This is a genomic window from Vreelandella halophila (assembly GCF_009856365.1).
Taxonomy (GTDB): domain Bacteria; phylum Pseudomonadota; class Gammaproteobacteria; order Pseudomonadales; family Oleiphilaceae; genus Halospina; species Halospina utahensis_B.
The window spans coordinates 319,970-339,682 of the sequence record NZ_WMEX01000002.1 but is presented as its reverse complement, the minus strand read 5'-3'; the positions used below and the strand labels follow the sequence as shown (position 1 = coordinate 339,682).

The window sequence follows — 19,713 nt, the reverse complement described above, 5'->3', positions numbered from 1 at the left end:
GGTGGCGCACAAGGATCGCGACCAGGGGTCGCTCCTACACGGCTGCTGTCGATTCCTCGGTCGGAATATTCAGAAGCCGGATGAGATGGGGAGCGTCCTTTCCGGGAACAATGTCCGACAGGGTGTAACGGTCCAGGGTCGCAAGAAATGCGTCGAGCGCTTCACCCAGAACCCCTTTGAGAGAACACACCGGTGAGATCACGCAGGTATTGTCCGGCCCGAAACACTCCACGAGATTCAGGTCCGGCTCCATCTCCCGCACCAGCACACCAATGTTGATCTCCGAAGGGCTGAGACGGAGCCGGATGCCGCCTTTCTTGCCCCGGACGCTGTCCAGATAACCCTTGCGGGTCAGCTGATGGACCACCTTCATCAGGTGGTTCTTGGAGATCTGATACCGGTCGGCGATTTCCTGGATCGTCGCCAACCGGTCACCCTGAAGCGACAGGTAGATCAGAACCCGGAGGGAATAGTCTGTGTAGCCGGTTATTCGCATTGACCGCTCTCATTTGTCAGAGACAACGCGCGCGGCACCCCGAGTGTCCCTGCCGGGTCAAGCAGCGTGGTTTACTCGCTCTGCGCGGTCATGTAGTCCACCGCGTTCTGTACTTCCTCATCGGAACAGCCACTGCAGCCGCCCTTGGCAGGCATGGCGTTGAAACCATTGATCGCATGGTCATAGAGGGTTTCATCCCCCTTGCTGATACGGTCCGCCCAGGCGCCGGAATCGCCAAGCTTGGGCGCGCCAGCAGCGCCGGAGTCATGACATGCGGAACAGGCGTCGGCATAGACCTCTTCGCCACCGCGCGGTCCAGTGGACTGCTGCTGGCGCTGCTGGCCTTCCTCACCTGCAATGTTCACATTGCCGGTGGGCTCGATGCGTTCCCTGATCTGGTCCTCAACGGCGGCCAGTGTGAGCGCGGAACCGCCCAGCGCCACAATGAGGCCGAGACTTGCGAAAATTCGGGTCAGCTTGTTCATTACCACACCTCAGTCGTCAGAAGCGGACGTATTGTACCCGCTCCCGGCCGATGATACGAGCCTGCTTTATTCGCCGCCTTCCTCGGCAGTGCCACTGGACTGCAGCTGGCAGTAGTTCTCGAGACCCATGCGATCGATCATGTCGAGCTGTGTCTCAAGGAAGTCCACATGCCCTTCCTCGTCCGCCAGAAGGCTCGCGAGCAGATCACGTGTACCATAATCCTGAACGGATTCGGCGTGCTGGATGCCGGCCCGATAGATGGCGATGCCGTCGTGCTCGGCCTTGAGGTCGCACTCAAGGATTTCCTTCACGTTCTCGCCGATCAGAAGCTTGTTCAGGTCCTGGAGATTCGGCAGGCCGCCCAGAAACAGGATGCGCTCGATCAGCTGATCGGCGTGCTTCATCTCGTCGATGGACTCGTCGTATTCGATCTTGCCCAGCTTATCGATGCCCCAGTCCTTGAGCATGCGCGCGTGGAGAAAATACTGGTTGATAGCGGTCAGCTCGGCCGCCAGCGCCTGGTTCAGATACTGGATGACCTGTTTGTCGCCCTTCATGGGAATTGCCTCCTGATCCGGTCTGTCTGTTTTCAATTACGCAAAACTAGCACACACGGATCAGTAACGGCCAGCCAGTCGCGGGGAGTAGGGGCTACTCACGCGGGGCGCGCGAGCGCATTGATCAGATCCAGATCCACGCTCTGGCGGTGCTCATTCAGAATCTCTCGGGCCATGGTTCCACAACGACCACACTGGGTGGCAACACCGAGCTCATTCCGGAGCTGACGCATGCTGGAGCAGCCATCCTCGACCGCGCGGCGGATTTCGTGATCAGTGATTTGATTACAGAGACACACGTACATGACAACTCCTGCGTGGCAGCTAACGAGCACCTTAATGCTAATTATTCTTATTTCCTCAAAAGAATGCAAGTGTTTCGCGCAAAAAATGTTCTCATTGGACAATGGCACATTTGGCAGCGCCCCTCAACTGCTGAAATGTCACCAGGGGATGGACGTGCGGGCCAACGGCCCTTATCATACGCCCCCTGTTTCGATGGCATTGCTCAAAAGGCAACAGCCGTCGAACGACACCGGTACCATCCATTCCGGTGTCAATCTCCGCCCGTAGCTCAGCTGGATAGAGCGCTGCCCTCCGGAGGCAGAGGTCATAGGTTCGAATCCTATCGGGCGGGCCAGACAGACGAGGGGCCTGCGAGCAATCGCAGGCCCCTTTTTTATGCATCGTCGGCGCTGGACGACGACCGCCCCCTATTGAGAATCCTGAAAGCACCCAATGCTGCGGGGGTGATCCTGGTCAGTACGTGGATGCCACACAGATGTGGTACTCCCTAAGCACCAGCCTGATCCGGAAGCCGACAGGCAAACCCTACCCCTTAAGGTCTACCTTCCTGATCCTGAAGGGAAATAATTGCCGTAACTTGATAAGCATCATTTCCCATATTTCTTTAAGAGGGGATACTCGGCTGAGAATTCATCATCAGTCGGCCGTTGGAGGCCCCACCCCATGACAGCGCGATCACCGATTACCACCGCCGTCCGCTCCCATCTTGGCAAAGCCCCCCTCGTGGTTGCTGTTGCCGCATTTTCCGGGGGAATCTGTGCAGACCCCATCACAGATGCCATCGCCAATGGCACATCATCACTGGACACGCGTTATCGCTATGAAAACGTGGGCGAGGATGGCTTCGCAGATGATGCGCGGGCATCCACGCTGCGTGTCAGGCTGGGCTATGAAACCGCTGAGGTCGCCAACCTCAAAGGTTATATGGACGTGGAACATGTCACATCGGTCGGCCCTGAAAATTACAACAGCACAATCAATGGTCGTGATAGCCGCCCGGTGGTTGCCGACCCAACCGAGACGGAGCTGAACCAGGCTTATCTAGCGTACAGCGGACTGGCGAACACCAGGCTGACAGTTGGTCGCCAGCGCCTGAAGCTGGATAACGACCGTTTCATTGGCAATGTGGGCTGGCGCCAGAACGAACAGACCTTTGACGGCTCAACGCTGGTCAATACGTCACTGCCGGATACCACCATCACGGCAGGGTATCTGTATAACGCCAACCGCATTTTTTCGGATGCCAGCCCCAAGGGCGACCTCGCCATGGATACCGGCATTTTGAATGCGCGGTACGAAGGCCTGGATTACGGATCAGTGTCGGCCTACAGCTACCTGATCGCGCTTGATGACAACCCCGATGACTCCACACAGACGTTCGGGCTGCGGTACACCGGAGATGCACCCCTCAGTGACACCGTGAATGCCCTGTACACACTGGAATACGCTCACCAGAGCGACTATGACGATAACACCCGCAGCCTGGACCAGAGCTACTACAGCCTCGAAGCCGGGGTCGATGTGTCGGGCGTGCGATTCAAAATCGGTCAGGAAATGCTGGGCAGTGATGACGGTAACTCAGCCTTTGCAACGCCTCTGGCCACACTGCACGCGTTCAATGGCTTCACCGACCGTTTCCTCGCGACCCCGGATTCCGGGCTGGTGGACAGCTACACCAGTCTCTCCGGCACTCTGGGTGGCGTCCATCTGATGGCGATCTACCATCAGTTTGACAGCGATGAGAGCAGCGACGATTACGGTTCTGAAGCCGCATTGCAGGCGACGTACAGCATCAACGGGACCTATTCGGTAGGCGCCAAGTATGCCGCCTACGATGCTGACGGCTTCAGTCAGGACACTGACAAAGCCTTCAACCGCGATGCGGACAAGGGCTGGGTCTGGATACAGGCCTCCTTCTGAATTCAGCCTGAAACCCCAAAAGCCGGGCCTCTTTGTCAGCAGGGGCCCGGCTGGTTACGATTATTCGGACGCGGTCATCCATAATGTCTCCGCCAACGAATAACTCCCCATGATTCAGAATACAGACATCGCCATTGTTGGGGCTGGCGTTGCCGGCCTGACAGCAGCGCTGCGCGCACGCGAAGCGGGTTTCACGCCCATCATCTACGAGAAAAGCCGTGGTCCGGGAGGGCGGCTTGCCAGCAAGCGCACCCGGGATGACGCCAGCGTCGACATCGGAGCGCAGTTCTTTACCATCCGCAATCCGAAGTTCAACGCGTTTCTTAGGGAATACGCCGGAGCGGACGCCCTTCAGCTCTGGGACGCCACTCTCTGGCATGAAAGTTCGGAAAACGGGGTGGACAGCTTCCACCAGGCGATGCGGTATGTTGGTACGCCCCGCATGACCGCCATCACCCGTGCGCTATCCAGAAATCTTTCCATCAGCACGGGAGCCCGCATCACGGCAGTCTCGGCGGGTCCTGAGGGCTGGACCCTGACGACCGACCAGGGTTCGCATGGGCCATTCCCACGCGTGATCATTACGACTCCGCCCGAACAGGCCCGGGACCTGCTCCCTGAATCCCTGGTCGCTGCCATGACGCTGGAACAATTCCGGATGCTGCCCTGCTGGACTCTGGCACTGCGCTTCGAAGAAGCGCTGACACCTGGCTTTGATGGCATCCAGTTGGCCCATGAAAGTCTGGGCTGGGTCGCCCGGAACACCAGCAAACCCGCTCGCGGCAATGCGGAATGGTGGGTTATCCATGCCAACAGCACCTGGTCCGAGACCCACCGTGACATCGAGCCGGCGATAGTCGCCGAAAAACTGACCACAGCCTTCCGCCAGCGCTTCGGGGTTGGCCAGCCCATCAGCGATCACCTGGTGCACCGCTGGCTCTACGCACGCCCTGCCCCCGGGCCCAGGCCACTGTATCTCAGCTCAGCAGACAATGGTCTGGGCCTGTGCGGCGACTGGCTGGCGGGTGGCCGTGTGGAGGGTGCCTTCGAGAGTGCGGACGCACTGATCACAGCCTGGACGGATCAGCCGTAGACGCAGTCCCGCCCGGCCTGCTTGGCCCGGTAGAGCGCCCGGTCCGCACGTGCCATGAGATCATCAACGCCATCGTCCGCTGGAATCAGGGAGGAAACACCGAAGCTGGCACTGGCGCTGACCGTGGCATCACGGCAGGCAACGGATGAACTGGAGAGACACTGGCGCAGCCGGTTGGCCAGGATTCGGGCCTCGTCCTGGTCCGTATCCGGAAGCAGCAACACGAATTCCTCGCCACCGACGCGTGCCGCAACATCGCCCTCTCGCACACAGTTGCCGATCAGCTGCCCGATGTGGCGCAGTAGCCGATCACCGGCCTCATGGCCGTGCTCGTCATTGATGCGTTTGAACCAGTCCAGATCAAACTGCACCAGCGAAAGGGAGCGGTCGCTGCGACGGGCTCTTGCAAGCAGCTTCTCCGCAGCCTCGAAGAACGCTCGGCGGTTGTTGAGCCCCGTCAGTTCATCCTCGCGGGCCAGCGCATCCGCGCGTTCGCGTTCGGCCCTGAGCGCTTCTTCCATCTCCCGGCGCTCGGTGATGTCCGTGGCGATCTCCAGCCGCACAAGGCGCCCATCCGGCCATTGGATGGCCTGATCGCGGCACTGGTACCAGCGGCCGTTGGTCTGGTTCCGGAACTCCCACACCAGTGGTTCAGCAGCCTCACGCTCGGCATTCACAAGCTGGGAGTTGGTGCAGAAGGGGCAGGGGCTGTCCCGATCCTGAAGCACCGCCCAGCACTTGCGACCAGCCGGTTCACCCCAGATGCGCCGGCCGTAGTCGTTCATGAACAGCAGCTCGTGCGTTTCCATGTCCGCCACGTAGACGAGCGCATCCATATTATCGAGGATGGTCAGCAGTGCCCGGGAATCCATCTGACTTAAGTCGGTAGCAGGCGCCTCCCTGAAAAACACCGCATCTCCTTCCTGCATCAAAGAGCTCCCATACCACAGAAGGGGTAATTATCGGCGGGGTTCCGGCCGTATGCCAACCAGTCAGGCATAAACTTTGAAAAATCCCGGTAAAAGTCCATTAACCCGACAGGCACACCCGGTGGATCAGCGGCTTTGTTCCAGCACTGCATTGTGGCACTGTTGGGTCATCCGCGGTCACAGTGACAGCGTACCCAACGGCGGTATTCCAAAAGACGTACAGAAACAGGGAGAACAGCAATGGCACAGGTCACACTTGGCGGCAATCCGGTTGAGGTCAGCGGTAACCTGCCCCAGCCCGGCGATACTGCCCCGGACTTCACCCTGACCAACCCGGACATGGAGGAGAAAACCCTTGGTGACTGGCAGGGTCAGCGCCGCATACTGAACATCATTCCCAGCGTGGATACCGGCGTCTGCGCCGCCTCAACCCGCACCTTCAATGAAAAGGCCAGCAGCCTGGACAACACCGCGGTGCTGGTGATTTCGGCGGACCTGCCGTTCGCGGCGGCGCGTTTCTGCGGCGCGGAGGGGCTGAACAACGTGATTACGCTGTCGTGTTTCCGCAACGACGGCTTCCGGCAGGACTATGGCGTCAATCTCACCTCCGGCCCCTTCCGTGGCCTGTGCGCCCGTGCCGTGGTGGTTCTGGACGGGAACGGCAAGGTACTGCACAGCCAGCTGGTATCAGAGATCGGTGAGGAGCCGGACTACGAGGCAGCCCTGAAGGCGCTGGGGTAAAGCCTCATGCCGGCTCGGCAGTACGCTCGAGCCGGTAGGCCGTTTCCACCAGCGAGGTAAGGCCCGCCTCCTGCAGGTGGCTGTAATAGCCGATCACTTCCTGGCGCTCAAGCTGTTCGACCCGGAACCAGTTCTGGGCGTCCAGCTCCGGGCGCCGCACCGGGAAGGGCGGGCCATCCATTTCGTGGTCCGGGTATTCAAAGGTGATCAGCATTCCCACGCCGCCTTCAACAACAACCGAAGCCAGCTTCCTGAGGTAGTCCGGGCGCATGGCTTCCGGCATGGCGATCAGGGCAGCCCGGTCGTAGAACGCCTCAAAGCGCGCCTCCGGCTGGAATCCGAAAAAATCCCCCACCAGCAGATGGATGTTACCGGAATGATGGTCCGCAAGCCCGTCAACGCGCGCGTCAACCGCCGGCTGACACTGCCATTCCTCGAAGAACTCATCCACGGCACGCTGGTCCAGCTCAATGCCAGTCACCTGGTGGCCTTCGCTGGCGAGCCAGCGCATGTCCAGTGTCTTGCCGGACAGCGGCACCAGTACATCGAGACCCTCACGCCCGAGTGAATGCCAGTGGTTCTGGAGCATGGGGTGCATGTCACTACGGTGGAAACCGATCTTCCGCTCGGTCCAGATGTCATGCCAGAACTGCGGCTCCATTGGAGGCTCCTGCGACTTTATTTAGAATAAACTAATGCAAAGACAGGGCATCAAGCAAGTCTTCCGGTACCTGTGACACGGTCAGCATGGCCCGATGCCGGGGATGCACAAACCCCTCGGAAACGGTGCCATCCAGGAACCGGATCAGGTCATCGTAGTACCCGCGGGTGTTGAGAAGGCCAATGGGTTTGGCATGGAAGCGCAGCTGGCCCCAGGTCAGGATCTCGAACAGTTCCTCCAGGGTGCCGAGGCCACCCGGCATGGCGATGAAGGCATCGGCGCGCTCGGCCATGAGGCGCTTGCGCTCGTGCATATCCGCGGTCACCAGCAGTTCCGTGAGCCCTTCGTGGGCCACCTCCTTCTGCTGAAGCGACTCCGGGATCACCCCGGTCACGGCGGCGCCGGCCGCCAGCATCTCATCCGCGATCACCCCCATCATGCCGATCGAGGCGCCCCCATAGACCAGGTCGAACCCCCGCGCCGCCATGGCCTTTCCAAGCCGGCGCGCGGCGTCCGTGTAGTCATCCCCATGCCCGGTGCGGGAGCCACAGTAGACACAGATGGACGTCATCACCCTCTCCCTGATCAAGTGAGGCCGGGCTCAGTCCACCCGGAACTGGCGCACCATGGACTCGATGGAATCCGCCGCACTGCCCAGGGACTGGGACTGCTCCTGGATGCTGTTGAGCTCCTCCCGGACCTGTCCCGCCAGTGTGGTCAGATGGTTCAGGCTGGCCGAGATCTCGTTGGAGGCCTGGGACTGCTCCTCCGCCGAGGTAGCCACGTGCTGGGTCATGTCGGTGATGGTGCTGACCGACCCGGCAATGGCCTCCAGCGCCTGCCGGGCTGAATCCACACTCGTCTGCATGCTCTGGGTCTGTTCGCTGCTGCGCTGCATGGTCTCCACAGCATGGCGGGTCCCTTCCTGCAGCTGATTGATCATCTCGCGGATCTCATCCGTGGACTGCTGGGTGCGACTGGCCAGGTTACGCACTTCGTCCGCCACCACCGCGAAGCCGCGCCCGTGCTCGCCGGCGCGGGCCGCCTCAATGGCCGCGTTCAGTGCCAGAAGGTTGGTCTGATCCGCCACGCCATGGATCACATCCAGCACCTGGCCGATGTTCTGGGCGTGCTCATCCAGCTTGCCAATGGCGTCGCTCGACTGCTGGACCTCCTGCACCAGATTCGCCATCCGGTCCCGGGCCTCCTGGGCCGTATGCTCACCCTCGCTGGCGCGGTCATTGGCGGTGCTGGCCGCGTCCGCCGCCTCACTGATGCGCTTGGCCACATCATCCACGGTCTGGGTCATCTCCTCGATGGCGGAAGCGACCGTGTCCAGCTCGGATTTCTGCTGGTCAAAGGACTGCCCCGCCTCGGTCACCGAATTGCGGACACTGCCGGCCACTTCCTTGTTGGTCCCGACCACCTCCCGGAGTTCACGCACCATGTCCTGGATCCGGGAGACAAAACTGTTGAACCCATTGGCAACGCGGGCAACCTCATCGCCACCGCTGTCATCCAGGCGCCGGGTGAGATCCCCCTCGCCCGTGGCGATGCTCTCCATGGCGGCAGCGGCCGCGCCCATGGGCTGGGTCACACTACGCACAATCAGGAAACTCACACCAATCAGCACCAGAATCCCGATCACCGCCAGCGTTATCACCCCACTCATGGCGGCAGCGTACTGGGCCTCCTGCTCGTCCAGGTAGATGCCGGTGCCGATCACCCAGTCCCAGGGTTCAAACCGCTGAACATAGGAAATCTTACGCACCGGGTCGTCAAAGCCCGGCTTGGGCCAGTGATAGGGCACAAAACCCGAACCACCTTCATTGCGGATGGTTTTGTTCATTTCCGCAAACAGACGTACCCCGTTCGGATCCTCGTAGTCCTTCAGCGACTCGCCTTCCAGATCCTCACTGAAGGGGTGCATGACCATGACCGTATCCATGTTGTGGATCCAGAAATAGTCATCGTCGCCATAGCGCAGGTTGCGCGCGGCTTCGGCGGCGCGGCGCTTGGCCTGCGACTCACTGAGTTCACCGTCCTGCTGGCGTTCGTAATAGTACTCCACCACCTTCATGGTGCTCTGTACCAGATTCTTGGTGCGCTCCTTGCTGCTGTTGTAGAGGCCTTCCTCGAAATCGTTGGCAACCATCAGCACAATCCCTAGCAGGAGCAGGAAGGCTACGCCCACCAGCCCCATCAGACGCTGGCGGATGGTAAAACGGCGCATCAGGGCAAGCATGATGTGATCTCCGAATTTTCGTAGTGGCGAACTGGTGTGCAATATAGTTGCGGCTGCGACATCAGTCACGGACAGAATTGAAACACTTGTTCAACGAGCTGCTGTTAGCATGCCCATTTATGTAATCGGAAGGCTCCATGAAAGAACTGGCATCACTGCTCACACGACTCGACGGCAAAAGCTATAAGGCCTATAAGGATCTGCTCGGCGAACACCGTTTCGAGGGCTGGACCCTGATCGTGGACCACGTGCAGGCCGACCCGTTCGCCGCCCCTTCACGCGTACGGGCCAGGGTGGACGCGGCCACAGCGCAGCTCCCACAGACGGTGTTCACCAGCCAGGCGCGACGGTGCGCGGCACGGGATTACATCGCCCGTGCCTTCCGCCAGGCCACGCGCAATGAGAAAGAGCTGGGCATCGACGCCGGTAACCAGACGGTACTGGACCGAACGGCGACCCTGATCGATGACAACGGCGACGTGGAACTGCGCCTGAACCTGAGCCTGCCGGCGCGCGGGCGCAGCATCATGGGCCACCAGGCCCGCAAACTGATCTGCGAGAAGCTGCCCGAGGCGGTGCTGGCCGCGGCCACCGCCCGGCGTCTGGATCTGGAAGCACTGGAGCGGCACATGGCCGTGGTGGAGGACCAGCATGCCCTGCGCCGCCAGCTTCCGGAGCACGGGATCGTGGCCTTCGTGGCCAATGGCTCGATCCTGCCCCGGCGCTCAGGGGTCGATGACCGGCCGCTGACGGATGCCATCCCCTTCGAGACGCCCGGGTCACTGGCCGTCACGCTGGAAACGCCCAACCATGGCCCGGTCGCTGGCATGGGCATTCCCGAGGGGATCACCCTGATCGTCGGCGGCGGCTTCCACGGCAAGTCCACCCTGCTGTCCGCGCTGGGGCTCGGCGCCTACGACCATGTACCCGGGGACGGGCGCGAGCAGGTGGTCACCGATGGCGGCGCTGCCAAGATCCGGGCGGAGGACGGGCGCGCCGTGCACGGCCTGGATCTCTCCCCCTACATCAACCGTCTGCCCTACGGTAAGACCACGGAACGCTTCTCCACTGAACTGGCCTCCGGCTCCACCAGCCAGGCGGCAGCCCTGCAGGAATCCCTGGAGGCCGGAGCCCATACCCTGCTGGTGGACGAGGACACTTCCGCCACCAACTTCATGATCCGCGACCGCCGCATGCAGGCGCTGGTCGCCCGCGAGAGCGAACCCATCACCCCCTTCGTGGACCGCATCCGCCAGCTGCGCGATGAACTCTCGGTTTCCACCATCCTCGTGATGGGCGGCTCCGGGGACTACTTCGACTACGCGGACACCGTGATCCAGCTCCAGGACTACCATGCCCATGACGTGACCGCTGATGCCCGGGCTGTGGCCGAACGCTTTGCCACCGGGCGCGAGACCGAGGCCCTGGACCCACTGAACCGGCCAGCACCGCGCCCTCTGATTGGCAAACAACTGAACCCGGAAACCAAGCCGGGCAAGACCAAGATCCAGGCCCGGGGACCGGACACCCTGATCTTCGGCCGTGACGACGTGGACCTGCGTTCCGTGGAGCAGGTGGCCGACCCCTCCCAGGTCCGGGCCATCGGCCAGTTGCTCGCACGGGTGGCGGAATCCGGCGCTCGGCTGGACCAGCCGCCGGAGGAGCTGGCCCGGCGACTGGAGGCAGGGCTGACGGCGCTCAGCCGCCGCCCCGACGGCGACCTGGCACTACCCAGGCTGCATGAGGTGATGGCCGTTCTGAACCGCCTGCGCAGCTCGGCTTTCGGGGACTCCTGACCCGCCGCCCCTGTAACGGCGGACTCCGGCGCATTATCATGGCGCTCCCGCTGTTCACCGGAGTCCGTCTTGAAGCTGCCGCTGCCACGCTTTATACAGACCAACCCGTCGCTGGCACTGTTCGCGCTGCTGGCCACGGCCCTGTCCGGGTTCGGGCAGACCTTCTTCATTTCCATCTTCGGCAGCAGCCTGCGTGACACCTTCGAGCTGAGCAACGCCACCTACGGCACCTACTACAGCCTGGCGACCCTGTGCTCGGCCATCGTGCTGGTGCGGCTCGGAACCATCGTGGACCGCTGGTCCCTGGCCAACACCATCACCCTGGCACTGGGCCTGCTGGGCGCCAGCGCCCTGATGCTGGGGACCGCCGCCCACTGGCTGCTGCTGATTCCCGGCTTCTTCCTGGGGCGGCTCGGCGGCCAGGGCATGATGACCCACATCGGCTTCACCGCCGCCAGCCGCTACTTCGATCGCGACCGGGGCAAGATCATGGCTCTGACCGTCTCCGGCCTGCCGCTGTCCGAGGCCCTGCTGCCGGCGGCCGGGGGCCTGATCCTCGCCGCCTGGGGGTGGCGTTCGCCCTGGCTGCTGGCGGCTGCCTTCCTGTTCCTGCTGGCGCTGCCGCTGATGCGCTGGCTCGCCCTGGATGCCCGCCACCCGAGCGAGTTCCGTTCCCACGCCCACGACGACGATGACGGTGCCAGCGCCAGTGGCTTCACCCGGCGCCAGGCGCTGCGGGATCCCGGCCTCTACATGGCCCTTCCCGGCGTACTGGCCGTGCCCTTCACGGTGACCGCCATCCTCTTCCACCAGACCGCGATCGCGGAGATCCGGGGCTGGTCGCTGGAACACATCGCGCTGGCGTTCTCCGGCTACGCCCTCGGCCACTTCCTGATGCTGTTCGTGGCGGGGCCGCTGGTGGACCGCATCGGGGCGCGGCGGTCACTGGCGATGGGGCTCTACCCCATGGTCGCGGGGCTGGTGGTGATGGCCATGACCCATGCAGTCTGGACGCCCTTCCTGTACCTGGCGCTTACGGGCATGAGCCAGGGCTTCGCGGGCACGGCCGGCAACGCCCTCTGGCCGGAACGCTACGGCGTGGCCCACATCGGCAGCATCCGTTCCCTGGCCCAGGCGGCCATGGTGCTGTCCACCTCCGCCTCCCCGGCCCTCGCCGGACTGGCCCTGGATGCCGGCATGACACCGGCCGGACTGGGTCTGACCCTTGCCGGCGCGACCGTGGCCGCCTCCATGCTGCTCCTGCTGGTGCCGGACACACCACGCAGCAGCGCTTCCTGATCGTTGACGTCGCCCGATACGGTGCTCCTGGCTAGCGGCGGCGAATGACCCCGGCGGTGTAGCAGAACACGCCAGCGAACAGGGCGCCGTAGGCCAGCAGGGAGAGCAGCACCGACGGCGCCAGGCCGCCGGAGACCATGGCCAGCAGCGGCGCCAGGGCTGACAGCATCAGGAGGATTCCGATGGCCCGCAAGGTCTAGTCCCGCTCCGGGTCCTGAAGCCAGCAGGCGGAATAGTGCCCGGCCTCGGGCTCGAACACCGGGGGATCCTGCTGGTCGCAGAGCCCTTCCATGGCCCGGGGGCAGCGCGGGTGGAAACGACACCCTTCGGGCGGGTGCAACAGGCTGGGCGGTTCGCCATCCGGCACGTCGCGTTCATCCAGCGCGTTGTCTGCATCCACATCCGCAATCGCCGCCAGCAGGGCCCGGGTGTAAGGGTGCTGTGGATTGTCGAGGAGCCGTTCCACCGGCGCCTGCTCCACCACCCGGCCCGCGTACATCACGAAGATGCGGTCGGCGTAATGGCGCACGGTTGAGAGGTCGTGGGTGATGAAGGCCAGGGTCAGCCCCCGCTCCTTCTGGATGCGCCGCAGCAGGTTGAGGATCTCCACCCGCACCGAGGCGTCCAGCATGGAAACCGGCTCGTCCGCGATCAGCATGGCCGGCTCCAGCAGCAGCGCCCGGGCGATCACCACTCGCTGCTGCTGGCCGCCGCTGAGCATGTGCGGGAACTTGGGCAGGATCTCGTCCACCTGCGTCAGGCGCACTTCCTCCAGCGCCCGGCGGATACGGCGCTCGCGCTCGTCACGGTCCTTAACGCCGTGGATGATCAGCGGCTCCGAAAGCAGACGGCGCACGTCCATGAACGGCGGCAGCGCGCCGAAGGGATCCTGCTGCACATAGCCGACCCGCGCCAGGTACTGGCGGCGATCCTCGCCTTTCAGCTCGCTGAGGTGCTGCCCCTCGAAGATCACGTCGCCATGGCTGGGGTTGTGCAGGCCGAGCAGGGTCCGGGCCAGGGAGCTCTTGCCGCAGCCGCTCTCGCCCACGAAAGCCACGGATTCGCCCTTCGCCAGCTCAAAGTCCACGCCGTCCACGGCGCGCACCGAGCCCACGCGCAGGAAGCCCCACTGGCGCAGCTCAAACCAGGTGTGCAGGTTGGTCGCCTGGAGCAATGGTTCCTCAGCCGTCATGGTCGGTGCCCTCCTCATGCAGCCAGCAGCGAACACGGCGGTCGCCGTCCAGTTCGAACGCGGGCGGATCCTCGCTGCAGCGCCCGAAACGCCGCGGGCAGCGGTCCGCGAAGCGACAGCCCGCCGGCGGGTCGATCAGGTCCGGCGGCTCGCCGGGAATGTAGCCCGGCGGCTCGCTCTGGTGCAGGCGCGGCACGCTGTCCATCAGCAGCTTCGAATAGGGGTGGGCCGGATGATGGAAGAAATCACGGGCATCGCTCTGTTCCACGATCTGCCCGGCATACATCAGCGCCACCCGGTCCGCCAGCTCGCTGGAGGTGGCCACGTCATGGGTGATCAGGATGAAGCTGGTGCCCTGCTCGCGCTTGATGCGCTTGAGCACGTTCATGATGCTCGCCTGGGTCAGGACGTCCAGGGCCGAGGTGGGTTCGTCCAGGATGACCAGCTCGGGCTCGGTGACCAGCGCCATGGCCAGCACCACGCGCTGGCGCATGCCGCCGGAGAGTTCGAAGGGGTAGCGGGTCACGAAGTCCCGGGATACGCCGACCGTGGCGAAGGTCTCCACCACCCGCTCCATGGCAGCCTCTTTCGACCAGCCCCGGTGCACCCGCAGCGGCTCTGCCACCTGCTCGCCCACCCGGACCACCGGGTTGAGGGCGTTCATGGCCGCCTGCATTACCATCGAGATGCGGTTCCACTGCACACCGGAACGGAAGCGCTCGTCGTCCATGCCCATGAGTTCGTCACCACCGAGCATCACCTGACCGCTGTAGCGGGCCACGTTGCGGGGCAGCAGCCGCATCAGTGCCTTGGCCAGGGAGCTCTTGCCGGAGCCGGACTCGCCCAGCACCACCAGCGCCTCGTTGCGCCCCACGTCCAGGTCAACGCCGTCCACCGCCCGGGCCGTCCCCCGGCGGGTGCGGTAATGGAGCTGCAGGTTGCGGACCTGCAGCAGCGGCTCGCGAGCGTCCGTCATTGCGTTCTCAGCCTCGGATTGAAGATACGGTCCAGGGCGAAACCGAACATGGCGAAGCCCAGCCCCGTCAGCATCAGCAGCACGGCGGGCGCTATCACCCAGTAGTAGAAGCCATTGTAGAGCGCGCTCTGCTCCTGGGCGTCATTGAGTACCTTGCCCCAGGTGGGCAGCTCCGGGTCGCCCAGACCCAGAACCGCCAGCGACGCCTCCAGGAACACGAAGGTCGGGATCAGGGTCACGAAGGTCGGGATCAGCACCGGCAGGATGCGCGGGATCATGTAGCGCAGGATGATGCGCGCGTTGCCCGCGCCATAGGCCCGCGCCGCCTCGATGTAGGGCGCCTCGCGGATGGGCAGCAGCATGGCCCGGTAGGTCTTGATGCCGGCGCTGAAGATGCCCAGCGCAATCACCACGCCCAGCATCAGCCAGATGCTGGTGGAATAGAGCGTACCCACCATCACCAGTATCGGGAGCATGGGCAGGATCATGTTCACCTCGGTCAGGCGCTGGATGAGCGCATCCACCCACCCCCGGTACCAGACGCCGGTGGCGGCGATCACCAGGGTCGTCAGCGTGGTGCCCACCGCCGCCAGCAGCCCGAAGGCCAGCGCCACGGGCGTACCCCACATCAGTGCCAGCATCAGGTTGCGGCGCTGGTAGTCGGTGCCGGCCAGCCCGTGGACCTGGCCATAGACCGCCAGATCGGCCTCCAGTTCGGCACCCGGATCAAACAGCATGGCGTCCACCGTGAGCCGGTATTCGCCCTGTTCAGCCTTCGAATCCGCCGGACCACTGTCGCCGGCGAACAGTCCCACGTGCGGCACCATGCCCAGCCGCCCCTCCAGCGCCCGGTTCTGGGAGATGGAGATACGGTCCTCTTCCGAGACCCGACGCCCGCCCAGAGAGATGGTCTCCCCGGAGGGCGTGTGCCAGGTCAGACGCACAAAGGCCTCCTGCTGGGTACCCTTCTGGTTCAGGAAGAGGTTGAGTTCGCTGGGGAAGCCCTCATTGTCGTACTCAAAGGTCAGCGGAATCCGCACCTGCTTGCCACCCTCAAAGGGCGCCTCGCGCACGTCGGCATTGTCACTTTCCACGACCCGGGTCTGCGGCAGGTTGCCGCCCAGCAGCCGATCCGCCCAGACCGGCCCGGCGTTGACCGGGTTCATCTGCCAGTGGTCCCCGCCCCGCCAGCGATCCAGTGCCTCGGAGTATGGAATGGTGATGACGGTATAGAGCGACAGCGCCACCAGGAAGAGGATGATCCCCAGCCCGCCAACCGCGGAGGGATACCCCTTGAGCTCACGCAGCCCCTGCATCCAGCGGCTCATTGCTCACCTCCTTCGATCCGCACGCGCGGGTCGAGAATGGCGTAGAGGAAATCCAGCATGAACACGGTAACCGCCAGCAGGTAGGCAAAGATCACCACCCCACCGATGATCACCGGCGTGTCCCGGTGCCCGATGGCCTGGAACAGCAGTGTGCCCAGCCCGGGCCAGTTGAACACCTGCTCCAGGATGATGGCGCCACTCCAGAGGCCGATCAGCATCAGCAGGAAATTGGTGATGATGGGCGCCAGGGTCGGCCGCAGGATGTAGCGGCTCTGGATCAGGTTCGAGGGCAGGCCCTTGGCCCGCGCCATCTCCACGTAATCCTCGCTGGAATGGATCAGGAAGAAGGTCCGCCACGAGTAGATGGAGATGAAGATGGACGACAGGAACATGGCGATGACCGGCAGCACCAGGTGCTCCAGCACGCTCCCGGCGTAGACCCAGGGATCCGCGGGCGGCGGTATGGCAACCATGCCGCCGGCGGGCAGCACCGGCACCACGAAGGCGAACAGCAGGATCAGGAAGATGCCGTAGAACCAGGCCGGCGCGGCCGAGCTGGGGGCCAGGCCGATGACGGCGCGGTCCAGCCGGCTGCCGTAGCGTCGCGACAGGTAGAGCGCCGCATAGACGGAAACGAAGAACACCAGCAGGTTGGCCGTACCGAACAGCAGCAACGTGGCCGGCAGCCGCTCCACGATGATGTCGTAGACCGCGCGCGAGCCGGAATCACTGTGCATCTCCTCCGCGCGCCCCAGATCCAGCTGGATCGCCTGGGCCAGGTAGTCGAAGCTGCGCCATATGAAGGGTTCGTCCAGGTTGCGCTGCTCGATCTGCAGCTGCACCTGTTCCTGGATCAGCTCGTTGCGCTCCTTGGAATCCATCTCCATGAAGGCCGGATCCGCGCGAACCGATTCAGACACCGTTGCACGGATCTGAATCTTGCGGAGCTCATCCACCTTGCCGCCCATGTTGGCGATGATGATGGTCAGGTAGACGCCGATCAGAACGGTCACGAACAGCGCCAGCACCCGGCGCAGGGTGAACCAGCCAAGACGGCGGAAATCCCGCAGGCGACTACTCATCATCCACCTCCATCAGCCGGGTTCCCACCGGAACCGTGGCAAAGGCGTGGGAGGCGAAGGCCGGCAAAGCCACCCGGGAGGACGTCACTGCCACCTCCAGGCTGTTGGCACCGTCGCCCAGGGCCGACAGGGTGTCGGCATCCAGTGATACCTGCCAGCGCCCCGCGCCAGCGGGTTCCGCCTGGCCGCGGGTCTGGAGATTGCCGTCGGCGTCGAAAAGCAGGTATTCAAGGTTCCTGATGGCCTTCTTCGGGTAGGGATCCCCGCCAAAGGTCACATCCACGTTGAAGGTGGCAGACTTCCCCTGGGTCACCATCATGGGCCCGTCCAGGGTCACCTCCGGAATCTCGGGTTCGCTGAAATCCAGCCACTTGTCCGCCGGGTCCGCAAAATCCTCGTAGCGGCGCAGCACCACTGTCTTTTCAACAGGGTGCACGGAATGCAGGTAGAAGGGCCCATTGCCCACCCAGAAATGGCCACGCTCGCGGTACCAGTCCTGGATGGCGCTGTAGCGCCGTTGCGCCGGGTTCCCGCCTTCCGTCATGCCCTTGAGGACCGAGGCGTAGGGCAGGTAGCCCTGCTCAAGTGCCCGGCCCAGGTGCCGCTCCAGAGTCGCCAGGCTGGGCCCGGACACCAGACTGAGCCAGGGCACCCGATTGGCGTCCGCCTTGTGCGAGGAAAAGGCCAGATCCCCGGCCTTTTCCGCCCGCATGCCCAGCGCCAGCATGTGCCACGGCAACGGCGACAGCGCCTGCTGGGCCACGATGGTCTCGGCGTCCGGGAAGACCTGGTCGCTGTAGACCTCGATCACCAGCGGTTCGCGCTGGAGAATGCGCCAGCCCTTGAAGTACCGCTGGAACACCTTGAAACGCGGTACGTGCGCAGGGTCGAAGAAGGGACTGTTCTCATCCGCACGGGCAAAGCTCAGGATCCAGGGCAGCACCAGATCCGCCAGGGACATCTCGGTGCCGTCATGCCACTGACCATCCAGATAGCCTTCCTCATAGCGGATGCGGGTGCGCGAGCGCGCCGTCGTGCCCTCGGGATGAGCGTCCCCGACCGTCCGGAAACGGCGCTCTTCCGCGTTCCAGCCGATCCATGCGTCCGCCGGCACCTCAATGGTTTCCTTGCGCTCCAGCTCCACCCAGTCCTGGCTGCGCTGGGCCACCGTATCCTCGGTGACCGTCACCTCCGCGCCCTGGATGCTCTGGGGCTGGTAGAGCCCTGTGTAGGGGTTCGGAAGCAGAGGCGGATCATTGAGTGCCCGCGTGATCATGGTATCGAACAGCCAGTTGCTGCCGGCCACCGGGTTCCAGGGCTCGGTCAGGATGCTGGGAGCCGCAAACGTCATGCTACCGCCCAGCCGATCCTCGTAGCGCAGGGTGTAGGGCCACATCCGCGAGCCGGCGATCCCCCCGGCCAGGTCCGCGGCCAGGGCCACGTTGGCAGCACGCGGAATGATACTGAGCTGGTCCACCAGCCAGATGCGGTAGGACTCCTCCATGGCCAGCTCCATGCCCTCGGCCATCAGCTCGCGCCGTTCCTCCATGCTGGTGTAATCCCGGCGCTCCAGCCGGCGGGCGATGTTATCCAGGGTCTCGTCCGGGTCATAGGCCTGCCACAGCGGGTCCGGGCGGCCACGGTTGGTGTAGTAGAAGCTCAGGTTGCTGGAGACGTCCCGGTTGATGGCGGTTGAGACCCAGCTGCCGGTATAGATGTGCCACTGTCCTGCCGCCGGGTCGGTGGCGATCCAGATGCGCGAGGCCTCCTGGGCTGTGCGGTACTGGCGCCGCACGTTGAACCCGAGATCGCTCATGAGGTTGCTCACGTAGTCGCCCACCTGCTTGCGGGCGTCCTCGGTGCGGATCAGGATCTGCAGCGTTACCGGTTTGCCGTTGTGGTACCACTGCCCGTCCCGGCGGATCGCGCCCATCTCTTTCATGGCATCCGTGATGATCCGGCGTGCCTTTTCCGGGTCATGGCCGTACTGGAGCTCCAGGGAACGGGCAGTCTCCGCCAATCGCGCATAATCCGGGAAGGCGGTGTTCATCGGCAGGTAGCGGGGAACGGCCATGCCGCCGTAGATCTCCTCGGCCACATGCCGGCGGTCCACCAGCCAGTTCATGGCCTCACGGATACGGCGGTTGCTGAAGGGATTGAGGCCCTCCTCGAATTCCGCCGGGTTGAGGGTCAGCTCGGTGTTGGAACCGTAGGCGGTTTCGTAGTCACCCTTACGGGAGTCGCGCAGGCGTTGATAGGCGGTGATGTTGGTGATGCCCTGGGCAAACACCTGCTGCCGGCCGCGTTCAATCAGCCCGGCGATCCGACCCACGTCCGATTCCTGGGTGAACACCACCTCGTCCACCAGCGCGCCTCGGCGGCCGGTTTCCTCAATGGCCTCCCGGAGATCCCCGTCTTCCGGGCCAGCACTGGTGGACTCGGGCTGCTCTGCCGGGCGTGGCAACAGCATCAGCAGGGCCAGCACCACAAGCCCCGCCAGCACCCAGGCAATGGGTTTTCTCAAGATGACCGGCGCTCCCTTCCTGTTGTTCTTTGACGGGACAGGTTATACGAAGCCAAGCCGGCGGGAAAACCGGATTCAGACT

The 19,713-nt window shown here is 63.6% G+C and carries 19 protein-coding genes and 1 tRNA gene; 6 read left to right on the top strand and 14 right to left on the bottom strand.

Translation table 11 applies throughout. From position 1 onward, the window contains the following. Nucleotides 1–34 precede the first annotated feature (34 nt). From GLW01_RS04880 to GLW01_RS04865, 4 genes are all read right to left on the bottom strand, one after another. Complete coding sequence (locus GLW01_RS04880) at nucleotides 35–496, bottom strand: RrF2 family transcriptional regulator (RefSeq protein ID WP_160898323.1); 462 nt, start codon at nucleotides 494–496, stop codon at nucleotides 35–37. Between the two features lie 71 nt (nucleotides 497–567). Then, complete coding sequence (locus GLW01_RS04875; RefSeq protein ID WP_160898322.1) at nucleotides 568–981, bottom strand: c-type cytochrome; 414 nt, start codon at nucleotides 979–981, stop codon at nucleotides 568–570. A 66-nt stretch (nucleotides 982–1,047) separates the two neighbouring features. Next, nucleotides 1,048–1,539 carry a bacterioferritin gene (gene bfr, locus GLW01_RS04870; RefSeq protein ID WP_160898321.1) on the bottom strand — a complete coding sequence of 164 codons (492 nt, stop codon included), beginning with the start codon at nucleotides 1,537–1,539 and terminating at the stop codon, nucleotides 1,048–1,050. Nucleotides 1,540–1,637: 98 nt separating this feature from the next. Then, a complete protein-coding gene (locus GLW01_RS04865; protein WP_160898320.1) occupies nucleotides 1,638–1,844 on the bottom strand; it encodes a bacterioferritin-associated ferredoxin in 207 nt (68 codons plus the stop codon). A 258-nt stretch (nucleotides 1,845–2,102) separates the two neighbouring features. Here GLW01_RS04865 and GLW01_RS04860 point away from each other — a divergent pair. From GLW01_RS04860 to GLW01_RS04850, 3 genes are all read left to right on the top strand, one after another. Beyond that, a tRNA-Arg gene (locus tag GLW01_RS04860) sits at nucleotides 2,103–2,179 on the top strand. Between the two features lie 329 nt (nucleotides 2,180–2,508). Further along, the gene (locus GLW01_RS04855) at nucleotides 2,509–3,765 is read left to right on the top strand and encodes an alginate export family protein (RefSeq protein ID WP_202405570.1); all 1,257 of its coding nucleotides are present in this window, start codon (nucleotides 2,509–2,511) and stop codon (nucleotides 3,763–3,765) included. 109 nt (nucleotides 3,766–3,874) lie between these two features. Then, entirely contained in the window at nucleotides 3,875–4,858 is a 984-nt protein-coding gene (locus GLW01_RS04850; RefSeq protein WP_160898319.1) for an NAD(P)/FAD-dependent oxidoreductase, read from the top strand. Here the strand turns inward: GLW01_RS04850 and GLW01_RS04845 are convergent. Next, on the bottom strand, nucleotides 4,849–5,787 hold the full coding sequence (locus GLW01_RS04845; RefSeq protein WP_160898318.1) for a sensor domain-containing diguanylate cyclase: 939 nt from the start codon (nucleotides 5,785–5,787) through the stop codon (nucleotides 4,849–4,851). The two genes, GLW01_RS04850 and GLW01_RS04845, sit on opposite strands and share 10 nt — an antisense overlap. A gap of 240 nt (nucleotides 5,788–6,027) precedes the next feature. On the opposite strand from GLW01_RS04845, the gene tpx reads away from it, so the two are divergent. After that, entirely contained in the window at nucleotides 6,028–6,528 is a 501-nt protein-coding gene (tpx, locus tag GLW01_RS04840) for a thiol peroxidase (protein WP_160898317.1), read from the top strand. A 4-nt stretch (nucleotides 6,529–6,532) separates the two neighbouring features. Here tpx and GLW01_RS04835 read toward each other — a convergent pair whose 3' ends face one another. From GLW01_RS04835 to GLW01_RS04825, 3 genes are read right to left on the bottom strand one after another with little or no spacing between them, the layout of a single operon-like run. Beyond that, nucleotides 6,533–7,189 carry a thiopurine S-methyltransferase gene (locus GLW01_RS04835; RefSeq protein WP_160898316.1) on the bottom strand — a complete coding sequence of 219 codons (657 nt, stop codon included), beginning with the start codon at nucleotides 7,187–7,189 and terminating at the stop codon, nucleotides 6,533–6,535. 31 nt (nucleotides 7,190–7,220) lie between these two features. After that, a complete protein-coding gene (locus tag GLW01_RS04830) occupies nucleotides 7,221–7,760 on the bottom strand; it encodes a TIGR00730 family Rossman fold protein (RefSeq protein ID WP_160898315.1) in 540 nt (179 codons plus the stop codon). 30 nt (nucleotides 7,761–7,790) lie between these two features. After that, nucleotides 7,791–9,434 (bottom strand): methyl-accepting chemotaxis protein, encoded by a 1,644-nt coding sequence (locus tag GLW01_RS04825; RefSeq protein WP_160898314.1) that lies wholly within the window; start codon nucleotides 9,432–9,434, stop codon nucleotides 7,791–7,793. A gap of 137 nt (nucleotides 9,435–9,571) precedes the next feature. On the opposite strand from GLW01_RS04825, the gene GLW01_RS04820 reads away from it, so the two are divergent. Then, complete coding sequence (locus GLW01_RS04820; RefSeq protein ID WP_160898313.1) at nucleotides 9,572–11,230, top strand: ABC-ATPase domain-containing protein; 1,659 nt, start codon at nucleotides 9,572–9,574, stop codon at nucleotides 11,228–11,230. Nucleotides 11,231–11,299: 69 nt separating this feature from the next. Beyond that, complete coding sequence (locus tag GLW01_RS04815; protein WP_160898312.1) at nucleotides 11,300–12,529, top strand: MFS transporter; 1,230 nt, start codon at nucleotides 11,300–11,302, stop codon at nucleotides 12,527–12,529. Between the two features lie 31 nt (nucleotides 12,530–12,560). Here the strand turns inward: GLW01_RS04815 and GLW01_RS15490 are convergent, their stop codons facing one another. Genes GLW01_RS15490 through GLW01_RS04790 form a run of 6 tightly spaced genes read right to left on the bottom strand, consistent with a single transcriptional unit; the run spans nucleotide 12,561 to nucleotide 19,631 of the window. Continuing rightward, on the bottom strand, nucleotides 12,561–12,698 hold the full coding sequence (locus GLW01_RS15490) for a hypothetical protein (protein ID WP_202405569.1): 138 nt from the start codon (nucleotides 12,696–12,698) through the stop codon (nucleotides 12,561–12,563). A 27-nt stretch (nucleotides 12,699–12,725) separates the two neighbouring features. Then, entirely contained in the window at nucleotides 12,726–13,721 is a 996-nt protein-coding gene (locus tag GLW01_RS04810; protein WP_160898311.1) for an ABC transporter ATP-binding protein, read from the bottom strand. After that, entirely contained in the window at nucleotides 13,711–14,697 is a 987-nt protein-coding gene (locus tag GLW01_RS04805; RefSeq protein WP_160898310.1) for an ABC transporter ATP-binding protein, read from the bottom strand. The genes GLW01_RS04810 and GLW01_RS04805 overlap by 11 nt, the downstream gene beginning before the upstream one ends. Then, nucleotides 14,694–16,025, bottom strand: a complete 1,332-nt coding sequence (locus tag GLW01_RS04800) for an ABC transporter permease (protein ID WP_160898309.1) — start codon at nucleotides 16,023–16,025, stop codon at nucleotides 14,694–14,696. Before GLW01_RS04800 ends, GLW01_RS04805 begins: the two co-directional genes overlap by 4 nt. Continuing rightward, nucleotides 16,022–17,107, bottom strand: coding sequence for an ABC transporter permease (locus GLW01_RS04795; protein WP_202405568.1), 1,086 nt, complete (start codon nucleotides 17,105–17,107; stop codon nucleotides 16,022–16,024). Before GLW01_RS04795 ends, GLW01_RS04800 begins: the two co-directional genes overlap by 4 nt. Continuing rightward, entirely contained in the window at nucleotides 17,100–19,631 is a 2,532-nt protein-coding gene (locus tag GLW01_RS04790; RefSeq protein ID WP_202405567.1) for an ABC transporter substrate-binding protein, read from the bottom strand. Before GLW01_RS04790 ends, GLW01_RS04795 begins: the two co-directional genes overlap by 8 nt. Nucleotides 19,632–19,713: the final 82 nt, after the last annotated feature.

What these genes read in the sequence shown, in the direction of transcription:
- GLW01_RS04835 (WP_160898316.1), bottom strand. Translation starts at nt 7,189, where the DNA reads ATGGAGCCGCAGTTCTGGCATGACATCTGGACCGAGCGGAAGATCGGT.
- GLW01_RS04795 (WP_202405568.1), bottom strand. Translation starts at nt 17,107, where the DNA reads ATGAGTAGTCGCCTGCGGGATTTCCGCCGTCTTGGCTGGTTCACCCTG.
- GLW01_RS04830 (WP_160898315.1), bottom strand. Translation starts at nt 7,760, where the DNA reads ATGACGTCCATCTGTGTCTACTGTGGCTCCCGCACCGGGCATGGGGAT.
- GLW01_RS04845 (WP_160898318.1), bottom strand. Translation starts at nt 5,787, where the DNA reads ATGCAGGAAGGAGATGCGGTGTTTTTCAGGGAGGCGCCTGCTACCGAC.
- GLW01_RS04810 (WP_160898311.1), bottom strand. Translation starts at nt 13,721, where the DNA reads ATGACGGCTGAGGAACCATTGCTCCAGGCGACCAACCTGCACACCTGG.
- GLW01_RS15490 (WP_202405569.1), bottom strand. Translation starts at nt 12,698, where the DNA reads ATGCTGTCAGCCCTGGCGCCGCTGCTGGCCATGGTCTCCGGCGGCCTG.
- GLW01_RS04805 (WP_160898310.1), bottom strand. Translation starts at nt 14,697, where the DNA reads ATGACGGACGCTCGCGAGCCGCTGCTGCAGGTCCGCAACCTGCAGCTC.
- bfr (WP_160898321.1), bottom strand. Translation starts at nt 1,539, where the DNA reads ATGAAGGGCGACAAACAGGTCATCCAGTATCTGAACCAGGCGCTGGCG.
- GLW01_RS04855 (WP_202405570.1), top strand. Translation starts at nt 2,509, where the DNA reads ATGACAGCGCGATCACCGATTACCACCGCCGTCCGCTCCCATCTTGGC.
- GLW01_RS04880 (WP_160898323.1), bottom strand. Translation starts at nt 496, where the DNA reads ATGCGAATAACCGGCTACACAGACTATTCCCTCCGGGTTCTGATCTAC.
- tpx (WP_160898317.1), top strand. Translation starts at nt 6,028, where the DNA reads ATGGCACAGGTCACACTTGGCGGCAATCCGGTTGAGGTCAGCGGTAAC.
- GLW01_RS04850 (WP_160898319.1), top strand. Translation starts at nt 3,875, where the DNA reads ATGATTCAGAATACAGACATCGCCATTGTTGGGGCTGGCGTTGCCGGC.
- GLW01_RS04875 (WP_160898322.1), bottom strand. Translation starts at nt 981, where the DNA reads ATGAACAAGCTGACCCGAATTTTCGCAAGTCTCGGCCTCATTGTGGCG.
- GLW01_RS04820 (WP_160898313.1), top strand. Translation starts at nt 9,572, where the DNA reads ATGAAAGAACTGGCATCACTGCTCACACGACTCGACGGCAAAAGCTAT.
- GLW01_RS04825 (WP_160898314.1), bottom strand. Translation starts at nt 9,434, where the DNA reads ATGCTTGCCCTGATGCGCCGTTTTACCATCCGCCAGCGTCTGATGGGG.
- GLW01_RS04800 (WP_160898309.1), bottom strand. Translation starts at nt 16,025, where the DNA reads ATGAGCCGCTGGATGCAGGGGCTGCGTGAGCTCAAGGGGTATCCCTCC.
- GLW01_RS04865 (WP_160898320.1), bottom strand. Translation starts at nt 1,844, where the DNA reads ATGTACGTGTGTCTCTGTAATCAAATCACTGATCACGAAATCCGCCGC.